Below are 20,735 nucleotides of genomic sequence, written 5' to 3' on the forward strand. Positions count from 1 at the left end.
GGGCCCAGGGCTACCCGAGCCCGGTGCCGGCTCCGACCTCGCGAACGTGCAGACCCGCGCCCGGCTCGACGGCGAGGAGTGGGTCGTCGACGGGCAGAAGGTGTGGACGTCCAACGCCCACCTGTCCGACTGGGTGTTCGTGCTCGCGCGCACCGAGCCCGGCTCGCAGCGCCACCACGGACTGTCGTTCCTGCTGGTGCCGCTCGACCAGGAGGGCGTCGAGGTCCGCCCGATCGAGCAGCTGACGGGCGGGTCGGAGTTCAACGAGGTCTTCCTCACCGGCGCGCGCACCGGGGCCGACCTGGTGGTGGGCGAGCCGGGGCGCGGCTGGGCCGTGGCGATGGGGCTGCTCGGGTTCGAGCGCGGCGTCTCCACGCTCGGCCAGACCGTGGGCTTCGGGCGCGAGCTCGACGGCGTCGTCGCGCGGGCACGGGCCAACGGCAGCATCGACGACCCGGTCGTCCGCGACCGGTTGGCGCGGCTCAAGGTGGAGCTGAGCGCGATCCGCAGCTTCGCGCTGCGGGCGCTGGCCCTGGTGGAGGGCGGTCAGGACTCGGCGGCCGGCGGGGGAGCGGGCTCGATCTTCAAGCTGGCGTGGGCCGGCTGGCACCGGCGGCTCGGAGAGGTGGCGATGGACGTCGCGGGGGCGGAGGGTCTGGTCACCCGCGGCTACGGCGGCCCGGACGGCGGCTACGACCTCGACGAGCACCAGCGACTGTTCCTGTTCTCGCGCGCCGACACCATCTACGGCGGGAGCGACGAGGTCCAACGCAACATCCTCGCCGAGCGGGTGCTCGAATTGCCCCGAGAGCCGAAAGGACCCTGAATGACCGCGACCCGACCCGAGCAGCCGGTGCCCGCCTACGTGCCCGGCCACGACCTGCTCGCCGACAAGGTGGTCGTGGTGACCGCCGCCGCCGGTGCCGGCATCGGCGCCGCGGTCGCCAGGCGGGCGCTCGAGGAGGGCGCCCGGACCGTGGTGCTCAGCGACACCCACGAGCGCCGGGTGGCCGAGGCGGAGGAGGGCCTCGCCGCGGAGTTCGGCGCCGACCGGGTGCGGAGCCGGCTCTGCGACGTGACCGACGAGGCCCAGGTGCAGGCCCTGCTCGACACCGCGGACGAGGCCGGTGGGGTCGACGTGATGGTCAACAACGCCGGCCTGGGCGGCACCGCCGGCATCCTCGAGATGACCGACGAGCAGTGGGCGAAGGTCCTCGACATCACGCTCACCGGCACCTTCCGGTGCGTGCGCGCCGCCGGGCAGCGGATGGTGGCGGCGGGGGAAGCGGGGCGTGGTCGTCAACAACGCGTCCGTGGTCGGATGGCGGGCCCAGGAGGGGCAGGCGCACTACGCGGCGGCGAAGGCCGGCGTGATGGCGCTGACCCGCTGCGCCGCGAGCGACCTGGCGCCGCACGGGATCCGTGTCAACGCGGTCTCCCCGAGCCTGGCGATGCACCCCTTCCTGGAGAAGGTGACCTCGCCCGAGCTGCTCGAGGAGCTGAAGCAGCGGGAGGCGTTCGGTCGCGCCGCGGCTCCGTGGGAGGTCGCCAACGTGATGGTGTTCCTGGCGAGCGACTACTCGTCGTACCTGACCGGCGAGGTGGTCTCGGTGAGCAGCCAGCATGCCTAGGCCCAGCGGGGGCACCGCCGGCGAGGGCACCCGGCGTGGCGAGCTGCTCGCGATCGCCGCCCGGCTCTTCGCCGAGAAGGGCTTCAAGAACACGACGGTCCGCGACATCGCCGACGCCGCCGGCATCCTGTCGGGCAGCCTCTACCACCACTCTCGACTCCAAGGAGTCGATGATCGACGAGATCCTGTCGACTTTCCAGGCCGAGTTGTTCGGGCAGTACGACGAGATCCTCGGCAGCGACGACGACGCGCGCACCAAGCTGGAGCGCGCCGTACGGGTGTCGTTCGACGCGATCGACAAGCACCCGCACGAGGTCGCGATCTACCAGAACGAGGCCGACTACCTCGGCGGGTTCGAGCGGTTCGGCTACCTGGCCGACCGCAACCGGCAGTCGCGCCAGGTGTGGGTGACCCTGCTGGAGGAGGGCGTGCGCTCCGGCGTGCCTCCGGCCCGACCTCGACGTGACGCTGACCTACCGCTTCATCCGCGACACCGTGTGGGTCGCCGTCCGGTGGTACCGCCCGGGCCGCGGCCTGACCCACACCGAGGTCGCCGACCAGTACGTCCGCATCCTCCTCGACGGGATCAGCTCATGACCGACGCCTACATCATCGACGCCGTCCGCACCCCGGTCGGCAAGCGCGGCGGCGCCCTCGCCGGCGTCCACCTGCCGACCTCGCGGCGCACACCATCGCCGCGCTGGTCGACCGGACCGGCGTCGACCCGGGCGCCGTCGACGACGTGATCCTCGGCTGCTGCGACACGATCGGCTCCCAGGCCGGCGACGTCGCGCGCACCGCCTGGCTGGTGGCCGGGCTCCCCGACCACGTGCCCGGCGTGACGATCGACCGGCAGTGCGGGTCGTCGCAGCAGGCCGTCCACTTCGCCGCCCAGGGTGTCATGTCGGGCACCCAGGACCTCGTGGTCGCCGGCGGCGTGCAGAACATGAGCGCGATCCCGATCTCCGCCGCGATGGTCGTCGGGCAGCAGTACGGCTTCTCCACGCCGTTCGCGGAGTCGCCCGGCTGGCAGAAGCGGTACGGCGACCAGGAGGTGAGCCAGTTCCGCCTGCCGAGATGATCGCCGAGCGGTGGGACATCTCCCGCGAGGCGATGGAGGCCTTCGCGCTGGCCTCCCACGAGCGCGCCCACACGGCCATCGCCGAGGGGCGGTTCGACCGCGAGGTGGTGCCGGTGCCGCTGCCGGACGGTGCGTCGCTGACGGTCGACCAGTGCCCGCGGGAGACGTCGCTGGAGAAGATGGCCGGCCTCGACCCGCTCGCTCCGGGCGGCCGGATCACCGCCGCGGTGGCCTCGCAGATCTGCGACGCGTCGTCGGCGATGCTGATCGCCTCCGAGCGGGCGGTCACCGAGCACGGCCTCACGCCGCGTGCCCGGGTGCACCACCTGTCCGTCCGTGGCGACGACCCGGTGTGGATGCTGACCGGCCCGATCGGTGCGACGAGGCACGCGCTGGAGCGGACCGGGCTGACCGTCGACGACATCGACCTCTTCGAGTGCAACGAGGCGTTCGCCTCCGTCGTCCTGGCCTGGATGCAGGAGATCGGCGTGCCGCACGACAAGGTCAACGTCAACGGCGGCGGTATCGCCCTCGGCCACCCGATCGGCGCCACCGGCACCCGCATCATGGCGACGCTCCTCAACGAGCTGGAGCGCACCGGCGGCCGCTACGGCCTGCAGACGATGTGCGAGGGCGGCGGCCAGGCCAACGTCACCATCATCGAGCGGCTCTGACCCCGAGGGTCGCGACCGCCGCCTCGCCGCCGTCCCACGCCACCACGAGCGCCGGGTCGGGGAGCGGCTCACCCAGGTCGCGGACGATCCGGAGGGTCGCGTCGGCGGGGACGGGTGGCGTGGTGGCGGTCGGCGCGGTGCTGTGGAGCCGCGCGGTCGGCTCGCGGGTCGCGACCAGCTCACCGTCCTTCCACACCTCCAGCACCGCCTGGTGCTGGTCGCCGAGCACCGCGCGGCGGAAGCAGTCGACGGCGACCGGGTCGGTCGTGCCGTCGTAGACCCACCGCCGGCCGAGCACCGAGTGCTCCATGGCGCCGACCATCCGGGCGTCGTCGGCGCCGGGCCCGGTCTCCGGAAGCGGGGCGCCGCGGTAGGTCAGGACGACGTGGCGGAGCCGGTCGTCGTACCGCACCACGAACGCCTCGACGCCCACCTCGCCCGCGGGGTCGTCGAAGCGGTAGGAGGCGACCACCTCGACCGGACCGCCGAGCCACGACGCCAGGAGCTCCGGCTTGGTCGGCGTGATGGTCGCGGCGTGCAGGATGGCCATGGGCCGCGACCCTACTGCTCCCTGACCACCCTGTGGAGCTCGACGTCACGGAGCTCCCCGCCGTTGGCGACCGCGGTCAGGTAGGTGCAGTGCGGCTGCCGTCGGCGATCGGTGGGGGAGCCGGGGTTGAGCAGCCGGAGGCCCGTGTCGGTCGTGGTGTCCCACGGGATGTGGCTGTGCCCGAACACCAGCACGTCGAGGTCGGGGTAGCGCGCGCTGCACCGCTCCTCCCGGCCCTTGGCGGAGCCGGTCTCGTGGACGACCCCGATGCGGACACCGTCGAGCTCCACCCGCTCCTCCTCGCGCAGCCGCCGCCGGAGCTCACCGTGGTCGTTGTTGCCGTAGACGGCAACCAGCCGCCGGGCCCGCTCCTCGAACCGGTCGAGCAGCGCCACGTCCACCCAGTCACCCGCGTGCACCACGACGTCCGCCGCCTCCACCGCCGCCCACACCTGGGCCGGCAGGTCCCGGGCCCGCTTCGGCACGTGCGTGTCGGCGGTGAGCAGCAGCGTGGTCGGCATGCCGCCAGTGAACCGGCGGGAGGGGTGGCGGACAAGGCGACCCGGCTGCCGCGCCTGCAGATCCCGCGGGGGCCGCCGGGTCGCTGTTGGGGTGCGCTGGGCTGGCACCTGGTGCCGTTGGAGCGCACGCTAGGCACCTGGTGGCCTGGGGTCGCCGTTGTCGGGGGGCGCGGCGGGTCGCCGGTGGGTTGCGGTGGGGACGAACGGCCAGGCGTGGGCGCTCGCCGCGGGGGTCGAGGCACCTGGTTGCGGTCCGCGGGTCGCTGCCGGGTTGTGTCGGGTCGACCCTTGTGGTTGCGGTCCGGGAGGAGAAGGTGATTTCTAGGTTCCGGCGCCCTGGCGCTTCGCGGGGCGGGGGTCAGGTTCGTCGTTTGGTGATGTGGAGGTCGCCGTCGGGCAGGCGTCGGTGCTCATAGGCCGGGTTCTCGATGAGGCGGTGGTGGTAGGCGCACAGGCAGATCCCGTTGTCGGGGTCGGTGGATCCGCCGTTGCGCCAGGGGTGGAGGTGGTGGATCTCGCACCACTGGGGTTTCACTCGACAGCCTTTGGCGCGGCATCGTTTGTCGCGGACTCGGATCAGCTTCCGCTGGGCTGGGGTGAAGAGGCGTCTCGTGCGGCCGAGGTCGAGGACCTCGCTGTCGCTGCCGAGGACGATGGGGATGATGGCGGCGTTGCAGGCCAGGCGGCGGGCCTCGGCGGCGGTCAGGTTGGGGCCGTGCTCGAGGTCGGGTTCGACGAGGCCGGCGACACCGAGGTCGGAGCGCAGGTCCTCCAGAGTCACCGTGACGAGGACGGTGGTGGCGTCCCCCGCCGTGCTCGGGGAGCCGGTGGGGGTCGAGCCGCTCCAGCAGGGCGCAGAACGCCAGGGCGCGCTTCTTGGGGTAGGGGGATCCGGTCACCCTCGTCGTGACACCCGAGGATCTCGGTCCCGTCGGGCAGCTCGGTGGTGGTCGGCTCCAACGGCTCCGCATCGCCGGTTTCGGTCGTCTGGTTCTCGTCCTCGACGGTGTCGGGGTCGCGGTGGCGGGGGCTGGTGAGGGCGTCGAGGTAGGTGTCGAGTCGATTCGCCGCGGGGGTGGGGATGATGCCGGAGATCCGCGAGGTGCCGTCGCCGAGGTCGCGGATCGAGAGCCGGGACCGTTCCTCGGCGGTGGCTTCTTCCTCGGCGAGCTTTTGGCGTCCTCGGCGTCGGCGATCTCGGGTGCGACGACGTGCAGGATGTGGCGGCCGAGGATGCGGAGCTGGGTGGGGGTGAACTGGGCGGCGCAGTCGACGAGGGTCTCCTCGGCGTCGGCCTTGACCTGGGTTCCGACCCGTCTGGGGAGGGCGTCGACGGCGCGGACGATCACCCACGCCTGCTCCTCCGAGACCCGGCCGGCGGCGAACGCCGCCGCCACGACGGGGAACCGGTCGTCCAACGCCTTCGCCAGGCGTTGGTCGGCCCGGGCGTCGCGCAGGTCAGCCCGGACTTCGTGCGCCAACCACGACCCCACGTCCGCGGCGGCGTTCTCGGCCGCGACGTCACTGGAGGCGGCCATGACCTTCAGCCGCAGCGCCTTGAGCCGCTGCTCGGCCCGGTGCAGCTCGCTGATCGCCGCCGCCTTCGCGCCGGTGGGCATGAACGTCGCCTCCACCCCGGCCACCCGGTCGAGCGCCGCACCCACCTGGCGGGCGCACGCCTGGATCGGGTGCATCCCCGAGGGAGCACCGGTGCCGGGCGGGTCTTCGAACATGCTCCTATCGAAGCACCCGCCACCGACACCACCCCGTCGAGAATCCCGCTCAACCACGGGGGTTGTGGACAACTCGCACCGGAAAATCAGCCTGTGGACGACAAGTGGCTCATCCCGCGTCGGCAGCGGCACGAGAGCAACCCGAATCCCGCGGACCCTCGCCGCGATCGAGCAGACCGCCGAACCACCGCGGATTCGACGGGCACGGAACCTCCTCTGCGCCGAGGCCGTCATCCTTCTGTGAGGTCGATGGTCGCGGGAGCTGCCGTACTGCTGGTCGCGTCCCTCATGGCTTGCGGAGTGGGCGACGACCGCGAGGGCGGGCAGGGAAGCGAATCTCGTGCTGCTCCGTCCGCGCCCGGCGGCAGCTCCGGCTGGGCGCGAGTGGCGCCTGCACCGATCACCCCTCGGCACGGCGCTGCAGCCGCGTGGACCGGGAGCGAGGTCGTCATCGTCGGGGGTGACACCCGGCCCCCCGTGTCCGCCGGGCGCCGACTGCGCCTACCACCCCCGACCGAGTGCACAGGTCGTGGCCTACGACCCGGTGGCCGACAGGTGGCGGGACCTCCCCCGACGCGCCCGCCGCCCTCGTCGGTGCTCGGGCTTGGTGGACAGGCGACGAGGTGGTCGTCGTCGGCGGCCGGCACACGTTCGCTCTCGACCCGGACACCGGCGCTTGGCGGCACCTGGAGCCCAGCCCCGGCGTCGGTGACTTCCTGATCGCCACGGACGACGGTCCTGTGTTCGTCGCGTACCAGCAGCACCCGGGGAGGAAGCCGGTCGACTGGTTGCTCGACCCCGACACCGGCCAGTGGTCCGCGCTGCCCCGAGACCCGTTCGGCGAGTCCTACGACCGCAGCATGGCATGGGACGGACAACGGCTCTGGCTGTTGTCGATGGCGGTCGAGAACCACGGCGCGGCGTACGAGGGGGCGCCTTCGCGGTTGGCGGTCCTCGAGAACGGCAGGTGGCGGGTCGTCGAGGAGGAGACGCCGCCCGTCACGTACGAGCAGGATCTGTGGTGGCACGGCGAGCGCCTCGTCGTGGCGGTCGGTGAGCGCCTTGGCTCGAGCCGCGCCTACGACCCGGCCACCGGCACGTGGGCCGCGCTGCCGTCGCGCGAGGACGTCACGTGCCAGCCCCCTGCCGCCGGCCCCGGACCGGATTGGTTGTCGGGCGGAGGGGGTGAGCTCGTCTCCGCTGCCCTCGACGACACCAGGCCACTGCCTCCGTGCCCGGCCCTGCGGCGTCGCTCGGCCCGACCGGACCTTGCGGTGTGGGCTGGTGAGACGCTGTTCGTCTGGGGTAGCGACTTCGAGGACAAGTCCACGACCGGTCTGGTCTGGACGCCCCCGCCACCCGGCTGAGCTCGAGGTGCGAACCAGCGCGCGGTGCGACAATGGGCATCCCGCCCCGAGGAGCCCGCCGTGCCCCGCGACCCCGAGGCCTCCGAGCCAGGTCGGGCGGCGGTCGGCGAGGTAGCCGCGGGTCGCTCCGGGGCGGCTGCATCGCGCACCTGGCACACGACCACCGACGTGACGACCTTCTGCGACCGTGCCCTCGGCTTCCTGGCGGCCGACCCGGTGGCCGGCACGGTCCTGCTGACCGAGGCGACGTACCTGCGCCGGCACCCGGAGCCGCGCGCCGAGCAGCGCTACGGCTGGTGGACGGACGAGGCAGGCGCCGTGACCGCGGCGTTCCTGCAGGCGCCGCGCCACGCGCCGCTCGTCTCGCCGGCGCCGGAGGCCGCGCTCCGCTCCCTGCCGGCCGTGCTGCCGCGTCCGCCGGCGATCGGCGTCGACGGCCGGTACGTCGACCGCGCGGTCGCCGCGTGGGGCGCGGCCGGGCACGACCTCGCGCCGCGGGCACGGATCCGTGTCCTCCGGCTCGCCGGCCTGGTCGCTCACCCGCCGGCGACGGCCGGCCGGCCGCGGGTCGCGACCGCTGCTGACCGGGAGCTGCTCGCCGACTGGTTCGGGCGGTTCCGGCGGGCCCACCCGGAGGACCCGAGCGACCTCGCGTTCGTCGTCGACGACCCGCTGGCGCACGGTGCGGTGCTCCTGTGGGAGGTGGGGGAGGAGCCGGTCGCGATGTGCTCGCGGACGCCCGTGGTCGCAGGGATGACGAGGATCGGGCTGACGTACTCCCCGTCCGGCGACCCGGCGGCCGAGGGCGACCTGCTCGCCGCCGCCTGCGCGGCGGCGGCCGAGGAGGCAGCGACGGTGCTCGCCCTCGCGCCGGCCGTGGACGCCGACGCGCTCGAGCGGCTGGCCCGGGTCGGCTTCGCGCCGGCGGGGGGAGCGGGTGCTCCTCGCCGCGAGTTCTCCACAGGCAGCCGGCTGACGGTGGCGGCGCCGGCCGAGGATCCCTAGCGTCGTGGAGCACCAGGTGTCTCGGGAAAGGACCTGCGATGACGCTCCGAAACGACCGCTCCGGCGCGGCCGGCGGCCTGGCCGCCACGTTCCTGGTCGCGCTCCTCCTCACCGTCACCTCGTGCGCGGCGCAGGACGCCGCCAGCTCCGTTTCGTCAGTCACCGCGACCGGCCCGGCCGAGCGCGGCAGCCCCGCCGCCGTCACCACGACCGCCCCGGCCGCCACCGCCGCGCAAACCCCGACCGTCCCGCCGGCCGCGCTAGCCGCCGTACGCCGGTGGGCGGAGGCCCGAGGCTGGGCGGCCCGCCGGCCCCTCGTCACCGAGCAGTTCGCGGAGAAGCCGGTCGTCTACGTCGACCTGGTGCGCGCCGGCGAGCGGCGCCGGGCCTACTTCGCGCTCGACCGGGCGCAGGGCCGGTGGCGGGTCGCGGGCTCGACGTTCCTCGCGTGCGGCCTCTGCTGAGGGCTCAGAGCACCCACCAGGTGCCCACCACTGCCGGGATCAGCGCGGTGGCCAACCACCAGGTGAGGAGCGGCCGGCGGTTGAGGGCGCGCGACGCGGCGATGCCGCAGGCGAAGAACGCGGCACCCAGGAGGACCAGCGCGACCTTGGCGTCGGCGCGGTCGCCGGCGACGTCGAACTTCGCCGCAACGACGAACCCGACGGTGAGGTGGAAGATCGTGGTGAGGATGAGCACGGAGGCCACCCGCCGCTGCACCCGGTGCAGCCGCGCGAGGTCCTCGGCGGTCGGCTGCTTGCGCGGCTGGGTGGGGTCGATGAGGTGCCGACGGCGGGTCGTCACCGGCTCCTGGCTCATGCAGCCAGCCTACCGGCGCGGAAACTCGGTGGCGGTGCCCTCGGAGCAGGACGATGCTTGTTCGTCATGCAGATCACACGGTTCGGGCCGGACGACGCAGCCGAGCTCAAGGAGTGGGTCGCGCTGGAGGACGCCGTACGCCTCGCCGACTCGCCCTGGGAGCACGAGCCGACCCTCCTCCGCGCCGAGGCGCGCTTCCGTCACGGCTGGGACGGCGAGCCGGCCGTGCCCTACCTCGCCCGGGTCGACGACGAGGTCGTCGGCGGGGGCACCATCGCCGTGAGCGAGTACGACAACCTCCACCTCGCCTGGCTCGGACTCCAGGTCCACCCCGACCACCGCCGCCGCGGCCACGGCTCCGCGATCCTGGCGCACCTCGAGGGCGAGGTCGCGGCGATGGGGCGCACGACGGTGGGCATGGGCGGTTGGGAGTCCGAGGCCTGCGTCGCGTTCGCCGCGAGGCACGGCTACGCCAGGGCGCACCAGGCGATCAACCGGCGGCAGCACCTCGCCGACGTCGACCGCGCCGAGCTCGACCGGAGGTACGACGAGGCGTTGCCGCGGGCGGCCGACTACGCGCTCGAGCGCTGGTCGCTGCCGACCCCCGACGACCGCCTCGACGACCTGGCCGAGATGGCGTCGGCGATCAACGACGCGCCCACCGACGACCTCGACATCGAGGACGAGGTGTTCAGCGCCGAGCGGATGCGCAGCTACGAGGCCGCCTGTGCGTTCCGGCGCGAACGCGGCTACCGGGTGGTGGCTCGGCACCTGCCGACGGGGCAGTTGGCGGGCCAGACCGTGGTCGTCGTGCAGTCGGAGCACCCCACCCGCGGCGACCAGCACGACACGTCGGTCGTCCGCGCCCACCGCGGCCACCGCCTCGGGCTGCTGCTCAAGGTCGAGCTTCTGCGGTGGCTGGCCGAGGCCGAGCCGCAGCTCGAGGAGATCGACACGTTCAACGCCGAGTCCAACGACCACATGATCGGCGTCAACGAGCTGCTCGGCTACCGGGTGATGGGGCGGGAGCTGGCCTTCCAGCGCACGCTGTGAGCCGTCGGCGTCAGGGGAGCAGCTAGAGGAGCCGGTCGACGACGTACGACGCGCCCCGCCGCAGCTCGCGCACCGCCTGCTCGACGACCCGGTCGATCAGCTCCTCGCACGACGGCAGGTCGTCGATGACGCCGACGACCTGCCCGCTGGCGAGCACGCCGGCGGAGGTGTCACCGTCGACGAGGCCGGCCTTCAGCATCATCGGCGTGTTGGCGGCGAGCGCGGTCTGGGCGAGGCTGCGGCCCTGCTGCTTGCGCATCGCGCGTCCGTCGCGGGCCAGCTGCGCCCACGACATCCCCGCCTCACGCTTGAAGTCGAGGGTGCGGCGCACGGTCGGGCCGACCCTGCGGACCGGGCTCGACTCCTCGAGCTCAGCGACGAGGTCGGTGCGCAGCATCCGGTGCGGCATGCCGTCGACCTTGGTGGTGACGACGGTGTCGGTCAGGCCCTGGGACAGGTAGAGCTGCTTGACCGCATCGGGCACCGCGGAGTCGCTGGTGAGGAGAAACCGGGTGCCCATCCCGACGGCCGCCGCCCCGTAGGACAGGGCGGCGGCGAGGCCCCGGCCGTCGTAGAAGCCGCCGGCAGCGACGACCGGCACGTCGACGGCATCGAGCACCGTCGGCAGCAGCAGCGTGGTCGGCACCTGCCCGGTGTGGCCACCGCCCTCACCGCCCTGCACCATGACCGCGTCGGCGCCCCACGACGCCACCTTCCGCGCGTGCTTGGCCGCGCCGACCGACGGGATGACGACGACGTCGTGGTCCTTCAGCCGGGCGATCAGCTCCGGCTTGGGGGCGAGCGCGAACGACGCCACCTTCACGCCGTGCTCGACGAGGAGGTCGCACCGTGCGGCGGCGTCGCCGGCGTCGGCCCGGAGGTTCACCCCGAACGGCTGCCGGGTGCGGCTCTTGACCTCGACGATCGCCTGCTCGAGCTCCGCGAACGTCATCGTCGCCGACGCGAGGATCCCGAGGCCGCCGGCCTCGGCGGTCGCCGACACGAGTCGCGGCCCGGAGACCCACCCCATGCCGGTCTGGACGACGGGGTGCCGGACGCCGACCAGGTCGGTGAACGGGGGTGCGGATCCGCTGCTCGATCACCGCGCGTCCTCCGGCACCGGCACCTCGCGGAACCGCAGCCCCTTCGGGTCGAGCAGGTCCCTGATCAGCACCAGCTCCTCGAACGTCGGCTCCCGCGTCGTCGGCACCTCGTCGGGCGGCGCCAGCCCGAAGCCGGTCGCGGCGACGACGTCGTCGACGGTCACGCCGGGGTGGACGCTGCGCAACCGCATCGTCCCGTCGGGACCGCCGAGGTCGAGCACCGCGAGGTTGGTGACCACGCGGTGGATGTCGTTGAACCGCGCCGCCGCGGCGCCGGCCGCCCGCGCCCGCCTCGGCCCCACGCCGGAGACGACGTCGACCTGCTCCACGAAGACCCGTGGGGAGTGCCGCGGCACCCAGTACGACGTCCGGTTGTTGACGGTGTTGCCGGGGGCGCCCCGCGAGCCCAGCAGCTGCTCGTCGCGGCTGCGCCCACTCGCCGATCGCGGAGATGTTCTGGTTGCCGTCGCGGTCGATCTGGGTGGCGCCCATCATCACGTGCCGCCGGCCCCACGCGATGACGTCGAACACCCGGCGGAACGGGATCCACCCCTCCACGACGTCGGTGCCCCCGAGCGGAGGCACGCCGCCGAAAAACAGTGCCTCTCCGTCGCTGATCACCAGGTCGGGGTTGGACGTGAGCTTCGCCAGTCGCACCCCCAGCGTGGGCAGCAGCCCCATCGGGCTGGCGAAGACCTCACCGTCCTCGCTGAAGGCGTCGGCGATCGCGGCCGCGCAGACGTCGGCGCGGGTGACGTCGGTCATGACTGCTCCTCGTGGAAGGCCCGCACCGCGGCCTGGTAGTCGTCCTCGTCCCCGGCGAGGAACCGGTCGTGGAACGCCCGCCACGCCTCCTCGGTGCCGCCCGCGGCGGCGGCGTAGGCCTTCTGGAACCGCTCGTCGCGCTCGTAGTCGGGCGTGCAGGTCGTGAAGTGCGCGCCGTGGGGGGTCTCGACCACCCCGTCGACCATCATCCGGCTCAGCAGCACCCGCTGGACGGCGGTGTCGACCGTCAGCCCTGCCGTGTCGACGACCTGCTCCACGCTCACGTAGGCACGGTCGGCCGCCAGGCAGAAGAGGTCGTCGAAGTACGGGTCGGGTCCGAGGTACGCCGCGTTGCCGTGCGCGTCGGCCCGGTTGAGGTGGACGAGGGCGACGTCGAGCCGCAGGGCGGGGACGGCGACCAGCTCCTCGGGGACGCCGTCGGGGCCGTCGTACGGGCTGGTGACGGTGCGCAGCCACGGGTTGTTGACCATCACGTCGGAGCCCAGCCCGGCGCGGGTCGGGAGGAACGGCAGCCGTTGCGCGGCCGCGCGGAGCCCGGTCTGGAACATGCCCTCGTCGAGCTCGACCACCTCGGGGATCGTCCCCTCCTGCCGGGCGCGCTGGAAGCTCGGTTCGAGCGGGACGGAGTCGAGCGACACGAACGCGAAGACGAGCTTGCGGATCTTCCCGGCGCGGGCGAGCAGCCCGACGTCGGCGCCGCCCCAGCTGACGACGGTGAGGTCGGTGAGGTCGGAGCGGTAGAGCGCCCGCACGAGCGCCATCGGCTTGCGGCGCGAGCCCCAGCCGCCGATGCCGACCGTCATCCCGCTCTCGAGCCCGGCGACCACCTCGTCGACGGACATCCGCTTGTCACGCGGCCTGCGGCTCACTTCGCTCCCTCGCTCTTGCTGGTGCCGGCGAACCGGTCGCGCAGCTCGTCGCTCACGCCCATCAGGTTGAGCTCGAACGTGAACCCCTGCTCGAACCGGTAGCTCTTGTTGACGTCGACCGGGTCGATCCCGTTGAGGGCCTCCTTGGCCGCACGGACGACCCGCGTGTCCTTGGCGGCGATCTCGCCGGCGACGGCGAGCGCGGCCTCGTCGAGCCGGTCCCGCGGCACCACCTCGAGCACGGAGCCGAACCGCACCAGGTCGGCCGCCGGGACGGTGCGTCCGGTGAGGTAGAGGGTGCGCATCAGGTGTTGCGGGACCAGTCGCGCCATGTGCGTGGCCGCGCCGAGCGCCCCCTGGTCGACCTCCGGCACCCCGAAGTAGGCGTCGTCGCCGGCGACCACGACGTCGGCGTTGCCGACCAGGCCGACGCCGCCGCCGAGGCAGAACCCGTGGACCGCCGCGACGACCGGCACCGCGCACTCGTAGACGGCCTTGAACGCGGCGTAGCAGCCCCTGTTGGCGCCGAGCAGCGCCTCGAAGCCGGAGGTCCGCTGCATCTCCTTGATGTCGACGCCGGCGTTGAACCCGCGGCCTTCCGCCCGGAGCACCACCACGTGCGTCCCCTGGTCGCGGCCCGCCTCGTCGAGCGCGGCGGCCACGTCGAACCAGCCCTGGACGGTGAGCGCGTTGACCGGCGGGGCGTCCATGGTGACGACGCGGATCCCGTCGGGTCGCAGCTCGCTGCGCACTGTCATGCCCGGCACCTTACCAAGCAAATGCTTGGTAGGGTGCTTGCATGGCTCTGTCCGTCGACCTCGCCGGCCGCGTCGCCCTGGTCACCGGCGGCTCCCGCGGCATCGGGCGCGGCATCGCAGAGGTGCTCGCGGCCGCGGGGGCGACCGTGGTCACCTGCGCCCGGTCGGAGGCCGCGCCGGAGGGCCCTGTCGAGCACGTCGTGTGCGACGTTCGCGACGCCGACGCGGTGACGGCGATGGTCGCGGGCGTGGTCGCGCGGCACGGTCGGCTCGACCTCCTCGTCAACAACGCCGGCGGGGCGCCGTACGTCCCGGCCGCCGAGGCGTCGTCGCGGTTCCATGAGAAGGTGGTCGGGCTCAACCTGACGGCCGCGCTCGGCTGCGCCCGGGCCGCCAACGCCGTCATGCAGCGCCAGGACGGCGGCGGCAGCATCGTCAACATCTCCTCGCTCTCCGGCACCCGCCCGTCACCCGGCACGGCCGCCTACGGCGCGGCGAAGGCCGGGCTGGACTCGCTCACGACCTCGCTCGCCCAGGAGTGGGGGCCGCGGGTGCGGGTCAACGCGGTCGAGGTCGGCATGGTGCGCACGGCCGACGCCGCCGACCACTACGGCAGCGACGCCACGGTCGCCGAGATCGAGCGCACCATCCCGTTGGGACGGATGGCCGAACCCGCCGAGGTCGGGCGGGTCGTCGCGTTCCTGGCCAGCGACCTGGCGTCCTACGTCTCGGGCGCCCGGGTCGCGTGCCACGGGGGCGGGGAGCAGCCGGTCTTCCTCTACATCGCGCAGCAACGGATGAAGGAGCACGCACCGTGAGTCGACTGCTGGAGGGCAGGGTCGCCATCGTCACCGGCGCGGGCCGGGGGATCGGCCGCGCGCACGCGTTGGAGCTGGCCCGGCACGGCGCCCGCGTCGTGGTCAACGACCGCGGGGTCTCCCTCGCGGGGGAGGGCACGGGCGAGTCGCCCGCCGAGGAGGTGGTCGCGGAGATCCGCGCCCTGGGCGGCGAGGCCGTGGCCAACGACGCCGACGTGGCCGACTTCGACGCGGCCGCCGCGATGGTCCGGCAGGCGGTCGACACGTTCGGCGGGCTCGACGTGCTCGTCAACAACGCCGGTTTCGTCCGCGACCGGATGCTCGTCAACACCTCGGAGGAGGAGTGGGACGCCGTCGTCCGGGTGCACCTCAAGGGCCACTTCGCGCCGCTCCGGCACGCGGCGGCGTACTGGCGCAGCGAGGCGAAGGAGGGCCGGCAGCGCGCGGCCCGGGTCGTCAACACCTCCTCCGGCGCCGGCCTGCAGGGCTCGATCGGGCAGGCGACCTACTCCGCCGCGAAGGCAGGCATCGCGGCGCTGACGCTGGTCGCCGCTGCGGAGCTGGGCAGGTACGGCGTCACCGTCAACGCGATTGCACCGGTCGCCCGCACCCGGATGACCGAGGGTGCCTTCGACACCTCCGCCATGCCGCTGCCGGAGGACAACTCGCCCGTGGTGGCGTGGCTGGCGTCGGAGGAGGCCGGCGACGTCACCGGCCGGGTGGTCGAGATCGATGGCAGCACGATCACCGTCGAGAACGGCTGGACCCACGGCCCCGCCCACGACAACGGCTCCCGGTGGGCGGCCGCCGACGTCGGCGCCGCCCTCCGTGCGCTGATCGCCCGGGCGCCCGCGCCCGAGCCGGTCTACGGCGCCGGCTGAGCCCCGGGGTCACCCGGCGAACGCCGCCCGGCCCTGCATCGCGGAGCTGCCGAGGTCGCCCTTCGGCAGCGGCTCGCCCGCGGTGACCGCCGCCGTCCAGGCCTCGGTGGTGGCCACGGCCGCGAAGTTGGAGTGCAGGAGCACGAGGAGGGTCTCGTGCAGCTGCTCGGCGGAGACCTTCCCCGCGTCGTTGGCCAGGTGGATGGCGCCGGTCGCGTCGGAGAGGATCTCGGCAGCGAGCCCCAGCTCCTCCGCGGCGGCCGCCGTCGCGAGGTCGCAGTTGTTGGTCATGTAGCCCACGATCGTGATCGTGTCGACGTCGTGCTCGGCCAGCCAGGCGGCGACGTCGGTGCCCGCGAAGACGCTCGCCTTGTCCTTGGTGGCCAGCTTCCACGACGGCCGCAGCCGCCGCTCGACCTCGGGGTGGAGCGCCCAGCTCTCGCTGCCGACGGCGAAGACCGGCGCCCCCTCGGGGAACTGGTGCTGCAGGACGACGACGGGGAGGTCGTGCTGCTCCGCCACGTCGAGGGCCGCGACGACGTTGGCGAGCGACCGCTCCCGGTCGGGCGCTTGGACCTGGAGGATCCCGGAGAAGTACTCCTGCTGGACGTCGACGACGACGAGTGCGCGGCGCGGTGCGGTCATGATCTGCTCCTGTGGTCGGACGGGGCGGAGACGAGCACCACTCTGGCGGGTCGGGCTCCGCTACGGTGAGTGGCACGCAGGACGAGGCGTTGGCGAGGCGGCTGCGCGCGACCCGGGCCCGCGGCGGCCAGGTCGCCGGGCTGTGCCTCGGCGCCTTCCCGGTCGTCGACAGCGGCGTCCTCGAGGGGCGGGAGGTCGTCACGCACTGGGCCGCGGTCGACGAGCTCCACCGCCGGCACCCCGGCACCCGCGTCGACGCCGCCGCGCTCTATGTCGACCACGGCGACGTGCTGACCTCGGCCGGCACGGCCTCGGCGATCGACGCGTGCCTGCACATCGTCCGCTCGCACCTCGGCTCCTCGGCGGCCGCGACCGTGGCCCGCCACCTGGTGGTCGCACCGCACCGCGAGGGCGACCAGGCTCAGTACGTCGACCGGCCGGTCGGGGACCCGGGAGGCGCGGGGCACCTCGGCCCCACCATCGACTGGGCGCTGCACAACCTCGGCGGGCCGCTCGCGGTCGACGCGCTCGCCGCGCACGCGCGGATGAGCCGGCGCCACTTCATCCGCAGGTTCGCCGAGGTCACCGGCACCAGCCCGGCGCGCTGGGTGCTCGCGCGGCGCCTGGACGAGGCGCGCCGGCTGCTGGAGTCGACGACCTGGCCGGTCGCCCGGATCGCGGAGGCCTGCGGGTTCAGCAGCGCCGTGACCTTCCGCCAGAACTTCGTCAGCGCGTACGCGACCACGCCGACGTCGTACCGCCAGCGGTTCTCCCTCGCCGGGACGTGACGGACGGGTCAGATCCGCTCGAGCACCGTTCCGGTGGCCATCGCGCCGCCGGCGCACATCGAGATCAGCGCGGTCGTGGCGTCGCGCCGCTCGAGCTCGTGCAGGGCGGTGGTGATCAGCCGCACGCCGGTCGCGCCGACGGGGTGGCCGAGCGCGATCGCACCGCCGTTGACGTTGACCCGCTCCATGTCGACGCGGTGCGCGCCGGCCCAGGAGAGAACGACCGAGGCGAACGCCTCGTTGACCTCGAACAGGTCGAAGTCGCTGATCGCCATGCCGGTCCTGTCGAGCACCCGCTGGGTGGCGTCGACCGGGCCGTCGAGGTGGAAGGAGGGGTCGGAGCCGACCAGGCAGTGGAACCGGATCCGCGCCCGGGGGTCAGCCCGAGGGACCGCGCCCGGTCCTCGTCCATGACGAGGAGGGCCGCGGCGCCGTCGGAGACCTGCGAGGACGTGCCTGCCGTGTGCAGGCCGTCGGGGAGCACGGGCCGCAACCCGGCGAGCCCCTCGAGGTTCGTCTCGCGCAGCCCCTGGTCGGTGTCGACGACCCGGGTGGCCCCGGTCGGGCCGCCCTCCTCGTCGAGGACGGGCGCCTCGACCGGCACGATCTCGCGCTTGAAGCGGCCCTCGTCGGTCGCGATCCTCGCCCTGGCCTGCGACGTGGCTCCGAGCTCCTCGAGGTCGCGGCGCCCGAAGCCCCGGTGACGGGCGATCCGGTCGGCCGCCTCGAACTGGTCGGGCATGTCGATGGTCCAGTCGGCCGGGCGTGGGCTGCCGAGCCCCGGCGGCACGTTGGCCCCGAGCGGCACCCGTGACATCGCCTCGACGCCGCACGCGATCCCGACCGCGATCGTGCCCGCGGCGACCATGTCGTTGACCAGGTGCGCGGCCTGCTGCCCCGACCCGCACTGGGCGTCGATGACGGTGCCGCCGGTGTGCTGGGGGAGCCCGGCGTGCAGCCACGCCCGCCGCACCATGTCGTTGGACTGCTCGCCGGCCTGGGTCACGCAGCCGCCGACGACCTGCTCGACGAGCGTGGGGTCGATCCCTGCGCGGCGCAGCACCTCGGCCTGCACGAGACCGAGCAGCACGGCGGGATGGACGCCGGCGAGCCATCCCTTCCGCTTCCCGAGCGGCGTGCGGACGGCGTCGACGATCACGGGAGTGCCCATGGCGGCAATCTAGCACCGAACTAGAACACGTTCTTGTTTGCTCCCGAATCGCCGCACGAAAGCCTTTCATGTTCCAGGGAGGGTCTGTAGTCTCGCTGTAGAACGTGTTCCATCCAGGCGTGCCGCCGCCCTGGGCGACCGAAAGGCTCCTCCGACGTGACCAACCTCGACCTGCTCCCGCCGGGGTTCGACCCCACCGACCCGGACATCAACGAGAAGTCGTTCCCGCACGACGAGTTCCGGGCGCTCCGCGCCAACGCGCCGATCCACTGGGTCGAGCAGGTGCCCGAGGCCCGCGCCGGGTTCTTCGGCAGCGGCTACTGGGCGGTGAGCCGCCACCAGGAGGTCCGCGAGGTCTCCAAGAACAACGACGACTGGTCGACGGCGGAGAACGGCGTCATCATCCGGTTCGCCCCGGACATGACGCGCGACCAGGTCGAGGTGCAGCGGGCGATGCTGATCCACCACGACCCGCCCGACCACACCAAGATGCGGGGCATCGTCTCCCGGGGGTTCACCCCGCGGGCCATCGCGTCGCTCAAGGACGCGCTGCGGGAGCGTGCCCACCGGATCGTCGAGGACGCGGTGGCCAAGGGCAGCGGGGACTTCGTCGAGGACCTGGCGGCGGAGCTGCCGCTGCAGGCGATCGCCGACTTCCTCGGGGTGCCGCAGGAGGACCGCAAGAAGCTCTTCGAGTGGTCCAACCAGATGATGGCCTACGACGACCCCGACTTCGACGTCGACCCGGCGGTCGCGTCGATGGAGATCCTCGGCTACTTCGACGCGCTGGCCAACGACCGCCGGGAGAACCCCCGCGACGACATCGTCACCAAGCTAGTCAGCGTGGGCCAGGACGACGACCACGGCGCGCTGACCAACGACGAGTTCGGCTTCTTCGTGATCCTGCTGACGGTCGCCGGCAACGAGACCACCCGCAACGCGATCAGCCACGGCATGCACGCGTTCTTCCAGAACCCCGACCAGTGGGAGCTGTGGAGGACCGAGCGGCCGGAGACCATGGTCGACGAGGTGATCCGGTGGGCGACGCCGGTGACGGTGTTCCAGCGCACCGCCAAGCGTGACACCGAGCTGGCCGGGCAGGCGATCGCCAAGGGCGACCGGGTCGGGCTGTTCTACGCGTCGGCGAACTTCGACGAGAGCGTCTTCGACGACCCGTTCCGGTTCGACATCCGCCGAGACCCCAACCCGCACGTCGCCTTCGGCGGGCACGGCGCCCACTACTGCATCGGCGCCAACCTCGCCCGGATGGAGGTCAAGCTGATCTTCGAGGCGCTCGCCGACATCGCGCCGGGCATCAGCCAGGCCGGGGAGCCGCGGCGGCTGCGCTCGGGATGGCTCAACGCGATCAAGGAGATGCAGGTCACCTACCAGTGACCTCCGGGTCGGCCCGCCGAGACCGCGACCGGGTGCTCTAGTCTTCGGGACGCCAGTCTGTCGACCGATCCCTGTCGAGCAGAGCCGTCCCGGGCAGGAGGAGATCCGATCCGATGAGCCACACCGACGCCGAGCAGTTCCAGGGGTTCTCCGAGAACCGCTACCAGCACACGATGCACACGCTGGCGTGGATCTCGCTGTGGCTGATCGTCGGTATCGGCGTGGCCGCCGGGCTCTTCGGGTTCTTCTGGGGGGCTCGCCCAGTAGTCCCCAGCGGGCTCGAGCGGGCTCAGCGGGCGCGGGTTCAGGCGCGCGCCGTCAGCACGAGCGGGTCGCCGTCGGTGATCGCGACCGTGTGCTCGACGTGGGCCCCGCGGGAGCCGTCGGCGCTGCGGATGGTCCAGCCGTCCGGGTCGAACCGGATCTCGTCGGTGCTGTGGAGGAACCACGGCTCGATCGCGATCACCAGGCCCGGGCGCAGCTTCAGCCCCCGGCCCGGCTGGCCGTCGTTGGCCACGTGCGGGTCGCCGTGCATGGTCCGGCCGACCCCGTGCCCGCCGAACTGCAGGTTGACCGACAGGCCCTCGCCGCGGGCGACCGAGCCGATCGCGTGCGAGATGTCGCCGAGCCGGTTGCCGGCCCGCGCGGCGTCGATGCCGGCGTCGAGGGCACGCTGCGCCACGTCGATCAGCCACAGGTCCTCCTGCCGCGGGGTGCCGACCACGACCGACAGCGCCGAGTCGGCGACCCAGCCGTCGACAGCGGCCGCGAAGTCGACGCTCAGCAGGTCGCCGTCCTGCAGCGTGTAGTCGAACGGCAGGCCGTGCAGCACCGCGTCGTTGACCGACGTGCACAGCACCTTCCCGAACGGCATCGCGCCGAACGAGGGGTGGTAGTCGATGTAGCACGACTCCGCCCCGGCGTCCTTGATCATCCGGTGCGCCAGCTCGTCGAGCTCCAGCAGGTTGACCCCGACGTCGGCCTTCTCGGCGAGGGCGCTGATCACCGAGGCCACGAAGCGTCCGGCGGGACGCATCTGCTCGATCTGGGTCGGGGTGCGGAGCTCGATCACGAGGTCAAGGGTACG

General features: G+C 73.1%; 24 protein-coding genes and 3 pseudogenes. 14 read left to right on the forward strand and 13 right to left on the reverse strand.

What is annotated here, in order from left to right; all coding sequences use genetic code 11:
* The first annotated feature begins 46 nt into the window (after window positions 1–46).
* From MF408_RS21085 to MF408_RS27250, 6 genes and pseudogenes are all read left to right on the forward strand, one after another.
* Window positions 47–826 carry an acyl-CoA dehydrogenase family protein gene (locus MF408_RS21085; protein ID WP_240249290.1) on the forward strand — a complete coding sequence of 260 codons (780 nt, stop codon included), beginning with the start codon at window positions 47–49 and terminating at the stop codon, window positions 824–826.
* Window positions 827–1,216 (forward strand): annotated as a pseudogene (locus MF408_RS26015) (SDR family NAD(P)-dependent oxidoreductase); the annotation flags it as partial.
* A gap of 97 nt (window positions 1,217–1,313) precedes the next feature.
* A complete protein-coding gene (locus tag MF408_RS26020; protein WP_275693509.1) occupies window positions 1,314–1,631 on the forward strand; it encodes an SDR family oxidoreductase in 318 nt (105 codons plus the stop codon).
* Window positions 1,624–2,097: a helix-turn-helix domain-containing protein gene (locus MF408_RS21095; RefSeq protein WP_240249291.1), complete on the forward strand. Its 474-nt coding sequence runs from the start codon at window positions 1,624–1,626 to the stop codon at window positions 2,095–2,097. The genes MF408_RS26020 and MF408_RS21095 overlap by 8 nt, the downstream gene beginning before the upstream one ends.
* Before the next feature lie 29 nt (window positions 2,098–2,126).
* Window positions 2,127–2,228 carry a hypothetical protein gene (locus tag MF408_RS21100; protein WP_240252094.1) on the forward strand — a complete coding sequence of 34 codons (102 nt, stop codon included), beginning with the start codon at window positions 2,127–2,129 and terminating at the stop codon, window positions 2,226–2,228.
* Window positions 2,225–3,386, forward strand: a pseudogene (locus MF408_RS27250) (acetyl-CoA C-acetyltransferase). The gene MF408_RS21100 and the pseudogene MF408_RS27250 overlap by 4 nt, the downstream one beginning before the upstream one ends.
* Here MF408_RS27250 and MF408_RS21115 read toward each other — a convergent pair.
* The 4 genes from MF408_RS21115 to MF408_RS21130 all read right to left on the reverse strand — a co-directional run bounded on the left by MF408_RS21115 (window position 3,370) and on the right by MF408_RS21130 (window position 5,810).
* A complete protein-coding gene (locus MF408_RS21115; protein ID WP_240249293.1) occupies window positions 3,370–3,936 on the reverse strand; it encodes a hypothetical protein in 567 nt (188 codons plus the stop codon). The pseudogene MF408_RS27250 and the gene MF408_RS21115 sit on opposite strands and share 17 nt — an antisense overlap.
* A gap of 11 nt (window positions 3,937–3,947) precedes the next feature.
* On the reverse strand, window positions 3,948–4,457 hold the full coding sequence (locus tag MF408_RS21120) for a YfcE family phosphodiesterase (RefSeq protein ID WP_240249294.1): 510 nt from the start codon (window positions 4,455–4,457) through the stop codon (window positions 3,948–3,950).
* A 358-nt stretch (window positions 4,458–4,815) separates the two neighbouring features.
* On the reverse strand, window positions 4,816–5,238 hold the full coding sequence (locus MF408_RS21125; RefSeq protein ID WP_240249295.1) for an HNH endonuclease signature motif containing protein: 423 nt from the start codon (window positions 5,236–5,238) through the stop codon (window positions 4,816–4,818).
* Window positions 5,235–5,810, reverse strand: a complete 576-nt coding sequence (locus MF408_RS21130) for a hypothetical protein (protein ID WP_240249296.1) — start codon at window positions 5,808–5,810, stop codon at window positions 5,235–5,237. Before MF408_RS21130 ends, MF408_RS21125 begins: the two co-directional genes overlap by 4 nt.
* Before the next feature lie 1,003 nt (window positions 5,811–6,813).
* Here MF408_RS21130 and MF408_RS21135 point away from each other — a divergent pair.
* From MF408_RS21135 to MF408_RS21145, 3 genes are read left to right on the forward strand one after another with little or no spacing between them, the layout of a single operon-like run.
* Entirely contained in the window at window positions 6,814–7,557 is a 744-nt protein-coding gene (locus MF408_RS21135) for a hypothetical protein (protein ID WP_240249297.1), read from the forward strand.
* Between the two features lie 60 nt (window positions 7,558–7,617).
* Window positions 7,618–8,562: a hypothetical protein gene (locus MF408_RS21140; RefSeq protein WP_240249298.1), complete on the forward strand. Its 945-nt coding sequence runs from the start codon at window positions 7,618–7,620 to the stop codon at window positions 8,560–8,562.
* A gap of 38 nt (window positions 8,563–8,600) precedes the next feature.
* On the forward strand, window positions 8,601–9,026 hold the full coding sequence (locus MF408_RS21145) for a hypothetical protein (RefSeq protein WP_240249299.1): 426 nt from the start codon (window positions 8,601–8,603) through the stop codon (window positions 9,024–9,026).
* A 4-nt stretch (window positions 9,027–9,030) separates the two neighbouring features.
* Here the strand turns inward: MF408_RS21145 and MF408_RS21150 are convergent, their stop codons facing one another.
* Window positions 9,031–9,381 carry a hypothetical protein gene (locus tag MF408_RS21150; RefSeq protein WP_240249300.1) on the reverse strand — a complete coding sequence of 117 codons (351 nt, stop codon included), beginning with the start codon at window positions 9,379–9,381 and terminating at the stop codon, window positions 9,031–9,033.
* A gap of 66 nt (window positions 9,382–9,447) precedes the next feature.
* On the opposite strand from MF408_RS21150, the gene MF408_RS21155 reads away from it, so the two are divergent.
* Window positions 9,448–10,434: a GNAT family N-acetyltransferase gene (locus tag MF408_RS21155; protein WP_240249301.1), complete on the forward strand. Its 987-nt coding sequence runs from the start codon at window positions 9,448–9,450 to the stop codon at window positions 10,432–10,434.
* A 22-nt stretch (window positions 10,435–10,456) separates the two neighbouring features.
* Here the strand turns inward: MF408_RS21155 and MF408_RS21160 are convergent, their stop codons facing one another.
* The 4 genes from MF408_RS21160 to MF408_RS21175 all read right to left on the reverse strand — a co-directional run bounded on the left by MF408_RS21160 (window position 10,457) and on the right by MF408_RS21175 (window position 13,950).
* Entirely contained in the window at window positions 10,457–11,464 is a 1,008-nt protein-coding gene (locus MF408_RS21160; RefSeq protein ID WP_240249302.1) for a nitronate monooxygenase, read from the reverse strand.
* Between the two features lie 69 nt (window positions 11,465–11,533).
* The gene (locus tag MF408_RS21165) at window positions 11,534–11,893 is read right to left on the reverse strand and encodes a hypothetical protein (protein ID WP_240249303.1); all 360 of its coding nucleotides are present in this window, start codon (window positions 11,891–11,893) and stop codon (window positions 11,534–11,536) included.
* A 405-nt stretch (window positions 11,894–12,298) separates the two neighbouring features.
* Window positions 12,299–13,165: a CoA-transferase gene (locus MF408_RS21170; protein ID WP_240249304.1), complete on the reverse strand. Its 867-nt coding sequence runs from the start codon at window positions 13,163–13,165 to the stop codon at window positions 12,299–12,301.
* Between the two features lie 23 nt (window positions 13,166–13,188).
* Window positions 13,189–13,950, reverse strand: a complete 762-nt coding sequence (locus MF408_RS21175) for an enoyl-CoA hydratase family protein (RefSeq protein ID WP_240249305.1) — start codon at window positions 13,948–13,950, stop codon at window positions 13,189–13,191.
* A gap of 41 nt (window positions 13,951–13,991) precedes the next feature.
* Between MF408_RS21175 and MF408_RS21180 the strand changes: the two genes are divergently transcribed.
* Window positions 13,992–14,768: an SDR family oxidoreductase gene (locus tag MF408_RS21180; RefSeq protein ID WP_240249306.1), complete on the forward strand. Its 777-nt coding sequence runs from the start codon at window positions 13,992–13,994 to the stop codon at window positions 14,766–14,768.
* Entirely contained in the window at window positions 14,765–15,649 is an 885-nt protein-coding gene (locus MF408_RS21185; protein WP_240249307.1) for an SDR family oxidoreductase, read from the forward strand. The genes MF408_RS21180 and MF408_RS21185 overlap by 4 nt, the downstream gene beginning before the upstream one ends.
* 9 nt (window positions 15,650–15,658) lie before the next feature.
* Here the strand turns inward: MF408_RS21185 and MF408_RS21190 are convergent, their stop codons facing one another.
* On the reverse strand, window positions 15,659–16,294 hold the full coding sequence (locus MF408_RS21190) for an isochorismatase family protein (protein WP_240249308.1): 636 nt from the start codon (window positions 16,292–16,294) through the stop codon (window positions 15,659–15,661).
* Between the two features lie 65 nt (window positions 16,295–16,359).
* Here MF408_RS21190 and MF408_RS21195 point away from each other — a divergent pair, with 65 nt between their 5' ends.
* On the forward strand, window positions 16,360–17,082 hold the full coding sequence (locus MF408_RS21195) for a helix-turn-helix domain-containing protein (RefSeq protein WP_240249309.1): 723 nt from the start codon (window positions 16,360–16,362) through the stop codon (window positions 17,080–17,082).
* An 8-nt stretch (window positions 17,083–17,090) separates the two neighbouring features.
* Here the strand turns inward: MF408_RS21195 and MF408_RS21200 are convergent, their stop codons facing one another.
* Entirely contained in the window at window positions 17,091–17,447 is a 357-nt protein-coding gene (locus MF408_RS21200) for a hypothetical protein (RefSeq protein ID WP_240252095.1), read from the reverse strand.
* Window positions 17,448–17,542: 95 nt separating this feature from the next.
* A pseudogene (locus MF408_RS21205) lies at window positions 17,543–18,253 on the reverse strand (steroid 3-ketoacyl-CoA thiolase); the annotation flags it as partial.
* Window positions 18,254–18,409: 156 nt separating this feature from the next.
* Between MF408_RS21205 and MF408_RS21210 the strand changes: the two are divergent.
* Window positions 18,410–19,648, forward strand: coding sequence for a cytochrome P450 (locus tag MF408_RS21210; RefSeq protein WP_240249310.1), 1,239 nt, complete (start codon window positions 18,410–18,412; stop codon window positions 19,646–19,648).
* A gap of 304 nt (window positions 19,649–19,952) precedes the next feature.
* Here MF408_RS21210 and map read toward each other — a convergent pair whose 3' ends face one another.
* Window positions 19,953–20,720 carry a type I methionyl aminopeptidase gene (gene map / locus MF408_RS21215; protein ID WP_240249311.1) on the reverse strand — a complete coding sequence of 256 codons (768 nt, stop codon included), beginning with the start codon at window positions 20,718–20,720 and terminating at the stop codon, window positions 19,953–19,955.
* Between the last annotated feature and the right edge of the window lie 15 nt (window positions 20,721–20,735).

The organism is Nocardioides sp. TF02-7, assembly GCF_022437945.1.
In the GTDB taxonomy this organism is placed as follows: Bacteria; Actinomycetota; Actinomycetes; order Propionibacteriales; family Nocardioidaceae; genus Nocardioides.